Consider the following 11570-nt stretch of genomic DNA (forward strand, 5'->3'; position numbering starts at 1 on the left):
GTGGCCGCCCCGGGACCGGTCCACGAGGCCCTCGCCGCGCTGCCGCTGGTGGACCACCACTGCCACGGCGCGGTGACGGCCGACCTGAGTGCCGGGGAGTTCGAGTCCCTGATCACCGAGGGCGCGGCCTGGCCCGGCGTCTCGCCCTTCGACAGCCCCGCCGGCGTGGCCGTACGCCGCCACTGCGCACCCCTGCTCGACCTCCCCCGGCACGTCCCGCCCGCCGACTACCTGGCCCGGCGCTCCGCGCTCGGCTGGCGGGAGGTCAACCGCCGCTTCCTGACGGCGTCCGGAGCCGAGGTGTTCTGCGTGGACACCGGCTACGCCCCGCACCCGGTCACCTCCCCCGCCGAGCTGGCGGCGGCGGCCGGCGCCGCCGCCTGCGAGGTGGTACGGCTGGAGCAGCTGGCCGAGTCGGTGGTGGAGCGCGGCGTGGAGGCGGGCGAGTACGCGGCCGTCGTCCGCGCCGCCGCCGAGGAGGCCGTACGCCGGCCGGGCGTGGTGGCGGTGAAGTCGGTCGCGGCGTACCGCACGGGCTTCGCCCTGGACCCGGCGCGCCCGACGGACGCCGAGGTGACGGCGGCGGCCCGGCACTGGACGGCGGGCGGCGGACGGCTCACCGACCCGGTCCTGGTACGGCATCTGCTGTGGACCGCCGTCGAGCTGGGGCTGCCGCTGCAACTGCACACCGGATTCGGCGACGCGGACGTACGGCTGCACCGCGCCGACCCCGCCCTGCTCACCGACTGGCTGCACCGGATCGCCGGCACGATCCCGGTCCTGCTGCTGCACTGCTGGCCGTACCACCGCCAAGCCGCCTATCTGGCCACGGTGTTCGAACAGGTGTATCTGGACGTCGGTCTCGCCCTGCACTACACCGGCCCGGCCCGCTGCCGGGCCGTGCTGGAGGAGGCCCTGGAGATCACCCCGTTCCGCAAACTTCTGTACAGCTCGGACGCCTACGGTGTGGCCGAGTTCCACCACCTGGGCGCCCTGTGCTTCCGGAAGGGACTCGCCGATCTGCTGCAAGACCGCGTGGACGACGACGAGTTGAGCCTGACCGACGCCCTGCGGATCGCGGCCTGGACCGGCCGCGACAACGCCCGCCGACTGTACGGGCCGCCCGTATCCGAACCGGCCCGCGCATCCTGCGGGCGCCCCGCCCGGAAAGTATGATCAAGCAATGTCTGACATGACCGAAACCACGCCCGGCTGGCTGACCACGGACGAGCTGGAAATGGCCAGGGCCCGGATGCCGATCCTGTACGTCGAGGCCGTGCCCGTGCGCGTGGACGACAGCGGCGAAGTCACCAGCATCGGACTGCTGCTGCGCATCGGCCCGGACGGCACGGTCAGCCGGACCCTGGTCTCCGGCCGGGTCCTGCACCACGAGCGGGTCCGCGACGCGCTGCTGCGCCACCTGGAGAAGGACCTCGGCCCGGTCGCCCTGCCCCGGGTCCCCGCCTCCCTCCAGCCGTTCACGGTCGCGGAGTACTTCCCCACCGCGGGGATCACGCCGTACCACGACCCGCGTCAGCACGCGGTGTCCCTGGCCTACGTCGTGCCGGTGACCGGCGACTGCCGGCCCCGTCAGGACGCGCTGGACCTCGTCTGGTTCAGCCCGCAGGAGGCCGCTTCCCCGGCCGTGCAGAACGAGATGCCGGGCGGGCACGGGGTCCTGCTGAAGCAGGCTCTGGCCCATGTGGGCCTCGCGTTCTGAGCGCACCGGCCTGTCGGTGCTGGCGCACACCGTCGCCGCAGAATGACCGAAAGGCCGTGTCGGAATGCTCCGACACGGCCTCTGACCTGCCTTTTCGCAAGTCGGGACGACAGGATTTGAACCTGCGACCCCTTGACCCCCAGTCAAGTGCGCTACCAAGCTGCGCCACGTCCCGTCGCGGTCTGACCTGGGATTTCCCCTCGGCCGATCGCGCAGGGAAACAATACCGCACTCGGATCGGTGGTCGCGCGCCGCTTTCCTTGTTGACCTCAAGCTTGGTTGAGGTTGCACGATCATCCACATGACGATCACAGCGGACCAGAGCCGTACGTACGGCTATGACGACCTGCCCCGGCTGATGGGGCTGATGACCGGCGACGAGAAGCACGGCCCGGCGGCCACCTCCACGCTCGACGTGCTGTGGGTGCTCTACGACCGGGTGCTCCGGGTCGCGCCGGAGCGGCGGGAGGACCCGTCCCGGGACCGCTTCCTGCTCAGCAAGGGGCACGGGCCGATGGCGTACTACGCCGTGCTGGCCGCGAAGGGGTTCGTGCCCGTCGACTGGCTGCCGGACTTCGGGTCGTACGACTCCCCGCTCGGCCATCACCCGGACCGCCTGCTGGTGCCGGGGGCCGAGATCGGCAGCGGGTCGCTCGGGCACGGGCTGCCGATCGCCGTGGGCACCGCGCTGGGGCTGCGGGCGCAGGGCCGGCCCGACCCGGCGGTCTGGGTGCTGATCGGGGACGCCGAGCTGGACGAGGGCAGCAACCACGAGGCGATCGCGTTCGCCGGGCCCGCCGGACTGGACCGGCTGCACACCGTCGTGATCGACAACTCCTCCGCCAGCCATGCGCTGCCCGGCGGGATCGCCGCCCGGTTCGAGGCCGCGGGCTGGTCCGCGGTGACCGTCGACGGGCGCGACCACGAGGCGCTGTACGCCGCGTTCACCGCGCCGCATCCGGGCCGGCCGCATGTGGTCGTGGCCCGTGTCGAGCCGAAGAACGCCTGACTCACCTCCTGGAAAGGGTTCCCCTGATGGACACCATGCGTGACCGTTTCGCCCCCGTCGTCTCCCGGCTCCTGGACGAGGACCCGCGGGTCGCGGTCGTCCTCGCCGAGATCGGTGCCGACGGTTTCCGGGAGGCCATGCGCCGGCATCCCGACCGGGTGATCAACGTCGGCATCCGCGAGCAGCTCCTGGTCGGGGCCGCGGCCGGGCTGGCGCTGACCGGGCTACGACCCGTCGTGCACACCTTCGCCAGCTTTCTCGTGGAGCGGCCGTTCGAGCAGGTCAAGCTGGATCTGGGGCACCAGGGCACGGGCGCGGTGCTGGTGAGCGCCGCCGCGTCCTTCGACTGGCCAGCCGGCGGCTTCACGCACATGGCGCCAGGCGATGTGGCCCTCCTGGACACGCTGGACGGCTGGACCGTACATGTGCCCGGGCATCCGGACGAGGCTGAGACGCTGCTGCACCAGGCGGTCGCCGCGGGCGACGACAAGGTGTACGTGCGGCTGTCCGTGCAGTCCAACCGGCAGGGCCGGGTGATCGACGGGCGGCATTTCGTCACCGTCCGTGAGGGCCGGTCCGGTGTGGTCGTCGCCGTCGGCCCGATGTTGGACGCCGTGCTCGCCGCGACGGAGGGCCTGGACATGACCGTGCTGTACGCGACGACCGTGCGGCCGTTCGACGCGGCCGGGCTGCGCCGGGCCACGGAGGCCGCGGGCACGGACGTCGTGCTGGTCGAGCCGTACCTGGCGGGGACGTCGACGACCGCGGTGAGCGAGGCGCTGTCCGACGTACCGCACCGGGTGCTCGGCCTCGGCGTCGGCCGCCGCGAGCTGCGCCGCTACGGCACGATCGAGGAGCATGTGGCCGCCCACGGCCTGGACCCGGCGGCCCTGCGGGAGCGGATCGGCCGCTTCGTGGGCGCCGGGCGGGTGCCGGCCGGCCGGTGAGCCCCCGGGGTTCAGCTTCGGTCCCCGGGCGGAAGTCCCAACTCCGGGTGGGCTTCGAGGAGTCGGGGCGGGGCGGCCTGGCGCCAGGAGTCGGCCAGGATGTCCCGCAGCTCGCCCTCGTCCTCCAGGGCGCCGATTCGCGCTCTCACCCAGGCGAACTGGGCCTCGTGGTCGGCGATCCAGAACTTGTCCGGCTCGGCCAGCACCAGTTCGTCGCGCTCCTCCTTGGGACAGCGCACGGCGATGGACGTCTCGTCCTCGGGGAGGGTCGCGAACATCTTCCCGGCCACCCGGAACGTGGGCATGTTCCACGCGACCTTCTCCGTGGTGTCCGGCAGGGACAGGGCGATTCGGCGTACGTCTTCGGCATCCGGCATGCAACGCACCGTAGCCCCTGCCACTGACAGTCACCCGCCCGAGGAAGCCTCAGGCCTGCGCCGCCTCGCCGAGCGCCTCCAGCACCGGGCGGATCAGCGGGTGCCCCTCGGCTCCCCGACGGACGGCGGCGAAGACCCGGCGGGTCGGGGCGACACCGTCGACGGGGCGTACGACCACACCGGCGAGGTCCATGCCGCGCAGCGCCGAGCGCGGTACGAGGGCCACGCCCGCGTCGGCCGAGGCGAGCGCGACGACGGCGCGGAAGTCGTCGGAGGAGTGTTCCAGACGGGGCTGGAAGCCGGCGCTCTCGCAGGCGAGGACCACCACGTCGTGGCAGGGGTTGCCGGGGTACGGGCCGATCCAGGTGTCCTTGGCCAGCTCCGCGAGGGGGACCTCGGGCAGGTCCGCCAGGCGGTGCCCCAGCGGTACGACCGCGTCGAACGGCTCGGCGTACAGCGGTACGTGGGTCAGGCGGGGGTCGTCGGCGGGCGGGGCGCCCCGGTACTCGACGGCGACCGCGACATCGACCTGCCGGTCCAGGACCATCGGCAGGCTGGCGTCGCCCTCCGCGTCCTGGACGCGGATGCGTATGCCGGGCGCGGCGGCGGCGAGGCGGCCCACGGCCGGGGCCACGACCTGGGCGATGCCGGTCGCGAAGGCCGCCACGGTGACCGTGCCCGCCTCGCCCGAGCCGTAGGCGGCCAGCTCGGCCTCGGCCCGCTCCAGCTGGGCGAGGACCACGTTGGTGTGGCCGAGCAGGATCTCGCCGGCCGGAGTGAGCCGTACGCCCTTGGCGCTGCGGTCGACCAGCCGGTGGCCGGTCTCCTGCTCCAGCGCCGTGAGCTGCTGGGAGACGGCGGACGGGGTGAGGTAGAGCGCGGCGGCTGCCGCGGTGACCGTGCGGTGGTCGGCCACCGCACGGAGGATGTGGAGCCGCCGTGCCTCGATCATGCCGCCATTATCCCAGGGCGTCCGCCCTGGTCAGGCCTCCAGTTCGGCGCGCGCCGCGATGAACGCGTCGACCGCGCGGTTGACGTCCGCCGTGGAGTGCGCGGCGGACAGCTGGACGCGGATGCGGGCCTGGCCCTGCGGGACGACCGGGTAGGAGAAGCCGATCACATAGACACCGCGCTCCAGCAGCAGCTCGGCCATGCGGGCCGCCTTCGCCGCGTCGCCGATCATGACGGGGGCGATGGCGTGGTCGCCGGGGAGGACGTCGAAGCCCGCCTCGGTCATCCGGCTGCGGAACAGCTTGGTGTTCTCGGCGAGCCGCACGCGCAGGTCGTCGGCGGACTCCAGCAGGTCGAGGACCTTGAGGGAGGCGGCGGCGATCACCGGGGCGAGGGTGTTGGAGAACAGGTAGGGGCGGGAACGCTGGCGCAGCAGGGCGACGATCTCGGCGCGGGCGGCGACGTAACCGCCGGAGGCGCCGCCGAGGGCCTTGCCGAGGGTGCCGGTGATGATGTCGACGCGGTCCATGACGCCGTGCAGCTCGGGGGTGCCGCGGCCGGAGGGGCCGACGAAGCCGACGGCGTGCGAGTCGTCGACCATGACCATCGCGTCGTAGCGGTCGGCGAGGTCGCAGATCTCGGCGAGCGGGGCCACGTAGCCGTCCATGGAGAAGACGCCGTCGGTGACGATCAGGCGGCGCCGGGCGTCGGACGCCTCCTTGAGCTTGGCCTCCAGGTCCGCGAGGTCGCGGTTGGCGTAGCGGTAGCGGCGGGCCTTGGACAGGCGGATGCCGTCGATGATGGAGGCGTGGTTGAGGGCGTCGGAGATCACCGCGTCCTCCTCGCCGAGCAGGGTCTCGAAGACACCGCCGTTGGCGTCGAAGCAGGAGGAGTACAGGATCGTGTCCTCCTGGCCGAGGAACGCCGACAGCCGGGCCTCCAGCTCCTTGTGCACCTCCTGGGTGCCGCAGATGAAGCGGACGGAGGCCATGCCGTAGCCCCAGCGGTCCAGGGCCTCGTGGGCGGCGGCGACCACCTCGGGGTGGTCGGCCAGACCGAGGTAGTTGTTGGCGCAGAAGTTGAGGACCTCGCCGGGACGGCCGCCGGCGGTGACGTTCACGGTCGCGGACTGCGGGGTGCCGATGACCCGCTCGGGCTTGTGCAGTCCGGCGGCGCGGATCTCGTCCAGGGTGGCGCGCAGGTCGTCACGGACGGTGTCGAACATCGAAGAAGCTCCTAGGGTGCTTGCGCGGAAGGGGAGGTACGTCTCTTACGCGGTCCAGTCGAGGATGACCTTGCCGCCCTTGCCGCTGGCCGCGTCGGCGAAGGCCGCCTCGAAGTCGCGGTAGTCGTACCGGCCGGTGATCACGGGGGCGAGGTCCAGGCCGCCTTCCAGCAGCACCGACATCGCGTACCAGGTCTCGAACATCTCGCGGCCGTAGATGCCCTTGATGGTGATCATCGAGGTGACGATCCGGGCCCAGTCGACCGGGAACTCCTGGGCGGGCAGGCCGAGCATGGCGATCCGGCCGCCGTGCGTCATGTTGGCGATCATGTCGCGCATGGCCTCGGGGCGGCCGGACATCTCCAGGCCGATGTCGAAGCCCTCGCGCAGCCCCAGCGCGCGCTGTCCGTCGGAGATGGCGGACTCGGCGACGTTCAGCGCCAGGCTCACCCCTATCTTGCGGGCCAGCTCCAGGCGCTCCTCGCTGACGTCGGTGATGACGACGTTGCGGGCGCCCGCGTGCCGGGCCACGGCGGCGGCCATCAGGCCGATCGGGCCGGCGCCGGTGATCAGGACGTCCTCGCCGACCAGCGGGAACGAGAGCGCGGTGTGCACGGCGTTGCCGAACGGGTCGAAGATCGCGGCGACGTCGAGGTCGACCGGGACCCGGTGCACCCAGACGTTGGACGCGGGCAGGGCGACGTACTCGGCGAACGCTCCGTCGCGGCCCACGCCGAGGCCGACGGTGGCCCGGCACAGGTGGCGGCGGCCGGCCAGGCAGTTGCGGCACTTGCCGCACACCAGGTGGCCCTCGCCGCTGACCCGGTCGCCGATGCGGATGTCTGTCACGTCCCGCCCGGTCTCGACGACCTGCCCGACGAACTCGTGTCCCACCACGAGCGGGGTGCGGATCGCCTGCTGGGCCCAGCCGTCCCAGGCCCGGATGTGCAGGTCGGTGCCGCAGACACCGGTCCGCATCACCTTGATCATTACGTCACCGGGGCCGATGACGGGCTCCGGGACGTCCGTCAGCCAGAGTCCCGGCTCCGCCTTCTCCTTGACCAGCGCCTTCAACGCTACGGCTCCTGTGGGGTGAGGCCCGGACCGCGGGTATGCCGAAGGAACCCGCACCGGGTCAGAGGGGTGGAATCACCCTGCAATCTGCCGCATGCGCGGTCCGCGGTCCATCGAGCTTTTCTTAACCGGCGCCACAGCTTTCCTTCACGCCCTCCGCGGTGAACCCACCTCGCTGTCCCCTCGCGTCAGAGCGGCAGACCGTCCTCCGCACTCCGTTCCAGGCGTACGACGAGGTCGGCGGCGAGGGCCTTGATGGTCTCCAGGCCCGGCCTGCCCCAGGCGCGGGGCGCTGTGTCGGCGGCACACACGGTGCCCAACGCCATGCCGGAACTGTCGATGAGCGGGGCGCCGAGATACGACCGAATGCCGTATTCGTCGACGACCGGATTGCCCGCGAACCGCGGATAGTCGCGGACGTCCTCCAGGACCAGGGCCTTACGGCGCACCACCACATGGGGGCAGAACCCATGGTCGCGCGGCTGCACCCGGCCGAGCTCGGCCCTGCTGCCGTCGTCCCGCACGACCGGGGCGGTGGCGGGGGCGCTCAGGCCCGCGAAGAACTGGTGGTCCTCGCCGATGAAGTTGACCATGGCGTAGTGCGCGCCGGTGAGCTGGGCGAGGTGGCCGGCGAAGGCGTCGAGCGCGGGGTCGGGCCGGTCCACCAGGCCGAGTCGGCGCAGTCGGTGGACGCGGGCGGGGGCCTCCTTGTCCTCGGGGGTGAGCAGCAGACCCCGGACCGGCCGGGGCGGCTCGTAGCTCATGGCCGGGCTCCGTCGCTGTGGGCGTACCTCATATAGGGGCTCCGAGGGCGGTAGGGCGGGATCACCTGTGGGCGCCATGGCTGGGCGTGGGCGCCGGGGCGTGGGCGAGGAGGTGGCGCACCAGCGTGAGGAGGGTCTGGACGCCGGAGCTGGAGATCCGGGCGTCGCAGCGCACGACCGGGACCTCCGGGTCGAGGTCGATGGCGGAGCGCACCTCCTCGGGGTCGTAGCGGTGGGAGCCGTCGAACTCGTTGACCGCGATGATGAAGGCGAGCCCGCGCTCCTCGAAGAAGTCCACGGCGGCGAAGCAGTCCTGGAGCCGACGGGTGTCGGCCAGGATCACCGCGCCGAGCGCGCCCTCGGACAGCTCGTCCCACATGAACCAGAACCGCTCCTGCCCCGGTGTGCCGAACAGGTACAGCACATGGTCCGGATCGAGGGTGATCCGGCCGAAGTCCATGGCGACCGTGGTCTCCATCTTGTTCTCGACGCCGTCGAGACTGTCCGTGCCGACACTGACCGTGGTGAGCAGCTCCTCCGTGCTGAGCGGCGCGATCTCGCTGACCGCGCCCACGAAGGTCGTCTTGCCGACCCCGAACCCGCCCGCGACCAGGATCTTGAGCGCGGTCGGGAACGGGTCAGAGCTGTCGTCGTAGTCCATCGAGCACTGCCTCCAGCAGAGACCGGTCAGTGGGTGTGTGGTGGTAGACGGGTGGCTTGGTGGTCAGCGCACCGCAGTCGACCAGGTCGGCGAGCAGCACCTTGGTGACCACCGCGGGCAGTTTCAGCTGGGCGGCCACTTCGGCGACCGAGACGGGCGCGCGACACAGGTCGAGTGCCTGCGCGTGCTCGGGGCCGAGGTAGCCGAGCGGGGTGACGCCGGTGGCCATCACCTGCGACATCAGGTCGAGGGCGATGCTCGGCTCGGTGCGGCCGTTGCTGACCGTGAACGGTCGCACCAGCCGCCCTGCCGCCTCGTCCAGCCAGGGCCCGTCGCCGGCTGCGGCCACGTTCAAGGCCTCGTCGCCGTGGATTCGACGGCCTGCTGCCGGGGGGCGGTCACCAGGTAGGGACGGACGCTCTTGACCAGCATCGCCATCTCGTAGCCGAGGACGGCCGCGTCGGCCTCGCGCCCCGCGAGCACGGCGAGGCAGGTGCCGGAGCCGGCGGTGGTGACGAAGAGCAGGGTCGCGTCGAGTTCGACGACGACCTGGCGGACGTCCCCGCCGTCGCCGAACCGGATGCCCGCGCTGCGGCCGAGGGAGTACAGGCCGGAGGCCAGGGCCGCCATGTGGTCGGCGCTGTCGGCGTCCAGGCCGTGCACGGACTTCACCAGTCCGTCGCAGGACAGGAGCACCGCGCTGGTGGTGTGCGGTACGCGCTGCACAAGGCCGCTCAGCAGCCAGTCGAGGTCGGATGCGTGGACGGTCGGCGCGTCGCTCGCCATGGTGGATCGACTCCTTGGGGTACGAAGAGCTGCGGGAGCACTGGGGGTGGGGGTACGACGTGCGGGTGCGGCGGTGGTCATCCGGCCGGGGTGCTCCCCTCGGTCCGGCCGGTGCCGCGGATGCCGTCGGATACGGGCGTGTGGGCGTGCGCCTGGGGTATGGGGGGCGTGGCCATGTGGGTCTCGGCCGTGTGGTCGGGGGCCATGTGGTTGGAGGCCATGTGGACCGGGAGCGTGGGGTCGGGGCCCACGGGGTTCGGCATCGTGTGGTTCGGGACCGTGTGGTCCGGGCCGCCCTTAGGGTTCGGCACAGTGTGGTCGGGGCCCATGTGGTGAGCGTCCATGTGGGCCGGGCCCGTGTAGGGAGAGCCCATGGTGTCCGGCCCCATGGTGTGCGAGCCGTGGTGGTCGGTGCCGATGTGTGACGCGGCCCCGTTGTGCTGGGCGCCGATGTGCTCCGGGGCTCCGGGCTCGGGACGTGGGCGTGTCGGCTCGGCGGGTTCCGGTACGGGGGTCCGGCCGGATGCCGGGAGGTGCGTACCCGCCATGTGCGGGGCATCCGTGTGGGCCGAACCCATGTGCCCGTACGACGATTCCCCGAATCCCGTGGCCCCGTACGCCGATGCCCCGGCCCCCGGCTCCTCGTACTCCGGCTCCAGGCTCTGCTGGGCCTCGGCGAGTCCGATCCCGCGCTGGAAGGCGGCCATCAGGCCGGGGTCGTGACCGGCGACGGTGTCGGCGTCCTGGCGGGGTGCCGGGCCGCCGCGCAGCTGGGGCACGATGTGCTCCTGGGCGCGTCGGCGGGGCAGTCGGGGCTTGTCGACGGTTCCGGGGCCCGTCGCGGCGCGGGGGGTGGGCAGGATGCCCTCGTGTGCCTCGACCACCGGCCGGTCCCCGGCGCTGATGCCGGGCACGGCCTCGGCGGGGGTGGGCCGCGCCTCGTGGGCGCCGCGCACGGGCAGCGGTGCCGGAGCACTTCCGTGCCGTCCGGGCACACCGCTCTCGGTCCCCCGCCGTCCGGGCCCGCTGTCGGTCCCGGCCCGCCCGGCGCCGCCGCTCTCCGCACCGCGTCGTCCGGAGCCGCGCTGGGCGTGGCGCCGCCTGCCGGTGGCGGGGGCCTGCCCGGCACCCGCCCCAACCTCTGTCGCGGCACTCCCGGCCCCGCTCAGGGCGGCCCCACTCGCAGCTGAGCCCGCTCCCCCGGCGCCACCGTGCGCGGCAGCCCCCGCCCCCGGCACGCCCGGCGCGTTGCCCAACAGTGCCTGCGGGACGACGAGTACGGCCTGCACCCCGCCGTAGATGTTGGTCTGCAGCCGCACGTGGATGCCGTGCCGGCGGGCGAGCTGGGAGACGACGTAGAGACCGATGCGGCCGTCGGCCAGGAGGCTGGCGACGTTGACCTGGTCGGGGTCGGCGAGCAGGGCGTTCATCCGGCTCTGCTCGCCCACGGGCATGCCGAGCCCGCGGTCCTCGACCTCCACGGCGAGCCCGGAGGTGACGAGGTTGGCGCGGAGCAGCACCTGGGTCTGCGGGGCGGAGAACACCGTGGCGTTCTCGATGAGTTCGGCGAGCAGGTGGATGACGTCGGCGACGGCGTGGCCGCGCAGTTCGCCGTCGATGGGCGGCACCAGCTTGACCCGGGAGTACTGCTCGACCTCGGCGATGGCCGAGCGCAGCACCTCGGTCATGCTGACCGGGTTGCTCCACTGGCGGCGGGAGACCGCGCCGCCGAGCACGGCGAGGTTCTCGGCGTGCCGCCGGATGCGCGTGGCCAGGTGGTCGACGTGGAACAGGCCCTTGAGCAGGTCGGGGTCCTCGATCTCGTTCTCGAGGTCGTCGAGGATCGAGATCTCCCGGTGCACGAGGGACTGAAGCCGGCGCGCGAGATTGACGAACACCTCCAGCTTCTGTTCGCTGCCCGTCTGGCTGGAGAGCTGGGCGGCCCGCACGACGGCGGTGACGGCGCCGTCGTGCGCGCGGGCCAGGTCGGCGGCGAGCAGCTCGAAGTCGTCGGCGTCCGCGGGCGGGCGGCGGCGCGGGCCGCGCTGCGGCGGGG

The 11570-nt window shown here is 72.6% G+C and carries 13 protein-coding genes and 1 tRNA gene; 4 read left to right on the forward strand and 10 right to left on the reverse strand.

Going from position 1 to position 11570, the window contains the following annotated elements; translation table 11 throughout:
• Both ABZ937_RS40475 and ABZ937_RS40480 read left to right on the forward strand, forming a co-directional pair.
• Nucleotides 1–1176 (forward strand): amidohydrolase family protein, encoded by a 1176-nt coding sequence (locus tag ABZ937_RS40475; RefSeq protein WP_361700061.1) that lies wholly within the window; start codon nt 1–3, stop codon nt 1174–1176.
• Between the two features lie 16 nt (nt 1177–1192).
• Complete coding sequence (locus ABZ937_RS40480; RefSeq protein ID WP_189819176.1) at nt 1193–1720, forward strand: NUDIX hydrolase family protein; 528 nt, start codon at nt 1193–1195, stop codon at nt 1718–1720.
• Nucleotides 1721–1821: 101 nt separating this feature from the next.
• On the opposite strand, the gene ABZ937_RS40485 is transcribed toward ABZ937_RS40480, so the two are convergent.
• Nucleotides 1822–1895, reverse strand: a tRNA-Pro gene (locus tag ABZ937_RS40485).
• Between the two features lie 126 nt (nt 1896–2021).
• On the opposite strand from ABZ937_RS40485, the gene ABZ937_RS40490 reads away from it, so the two are divergent.
• On the forward strand, nt 2022–2729 hold the full coding sequence (locus ABZ937_RS40490) for a transketolase (RefSeq protein ID WP_361700064.1): 708 nt from the start codon (nt 2022–2024) through the stop codon (nt 2727–2729).
• A 26-nt stretch (nt 2730–2755) separates the two neighbouring features.
• Nucleotides 2756–3676 (forward strand): transketolase C-terminal domain-containing protein, encoded by a 921-nt coding sequence (locus tag ABZ937_RS40495; protein ID WP_361700067.1) that lies wholly within the window; start codon nt 2756–2758, stop codon nt 3674–3676.
• Nucleotides 3677–3687: 11 nt separating this feature from the next.
• On the opposite strand, the gene ABZ937_RS40500 is transcribed toward ABZ937_RS40495, so the two are convergent.
• The 9 genes from ABZ937_RS40500 to ABZ937_RS40540 form a co-directional block, all read right to left on the reverse strand.
• Nucleotides 3688–4053, reverse strand: coding sequence for an MmcQ/YjbR family DNA-binding protein (locus tag ABZ937_RS40500; protein ID WP_361700070.1), 366 nt, complete (start codon nt 4051–4053; stop codon nt 3688–3690).
• A gap of 49 nt (nt 4054–4102) precedes the next feature.
• The gene (locus ABZ937_RS40505) at nt 4103–5005 is read right to left on the reverse strand and encodes a LysR family transcriptional regulator (protein ID WP_361700072.1); all 903 of its coding nucleotides are present in this window, start codon (nt 5003–5005) and stop codon (nt 4103–4105) included.
• Nucleotides 5006–5035: 30 nt separating this feature from the next.
• Nucleotides 5036–6229, reverse strand: coding sequence for a glycine C-acetyltransferase (locus tag ABZ937_RS40510; RefSeq protein ID WP_361700075.1), 1194 nt, complete (start codon nt 6227–6229; stop codon nt 5036–5038).
• Between the two features lie 45 nt (nt 6230–6274).
• Complete coding sequence (gene tdh / locus ABZ937_RS40515) at nt 6275–7303, reverse strand: L-threonine 3-dehydrogenase (protein ID WP_361700077.1); 1029 nt, start codon at nt 7301–7303, stop codon at nt 6275–6277.
• Nucleotides 7304–7491: 188 nt separating this feature from the next.
• Nucleotides 7492–8067, reverse strand: coding sequence for a GAF domain-containing protein (locus tag ABZ937_RS40520; protein WP_361700078.1), 576 nt, complete (start codon nt 8065–8067; stop codon nt 7492–7494).
• Between the two features lie 61 nt (nt 8068–8128).
• Nucleotides 8129–8728 carry an ATP/GTP-binding protein gene (locus ABZ937_RS40525; RefSeq protein WP_361700080.1) on the reverse strand — a complete coding sequence of 200 codons (600 nt, stop codon included), beginning with the start codon at nt 8726–8728 and terminating at the stop codon, nt 8129–8131.
• Entirely contained in the window at nt 8706–9077 is a 372-nt protein-coding gene (locus ABZ937_RS40530; RefSeq protein ID WP_361700083.1) for a DUF742 domain-containing protein, read from the reverse strand. Before ABZ937_RS40530 ends, ABZ937_RS40525 begins: the two co-directional genes overlap by 23 nt.
• A 2-nt stretch (nt 9078–9079) precedes the next feature.
• Nucleotides 9080–9514 carry a roadblock/LC7 domain-containing protein gene (locus tag ABZ937_RS40535; protein WP_361700085.1) on the reverse strand — a complete coding sequence of 145 codons (435 nt, stop codon included), beginning with the start codon at nt 9512–9514 and terminating at the stop codon, nt 9080–9082.
• A gap of 77 nt (nt 9515–9591) precedes the next feature.
• A partial coding sequence (locus ABZ937_RS40540) for an ATP-binding protein (RefSeq protein ID WP_361700087.1) occupies nt 9592–11570 on the reverse strand: 1979 nt, incomplete at its 5' end.

The sequence above is a fragment of the Streptomyces sp. NPDC046727 genome (assembly GCF_040645635.1).
GTDB lineage: Bacteria > Actinomycetota > Actinomycetes > Streptomycetales > Streptomycetaceae > Streptomyces.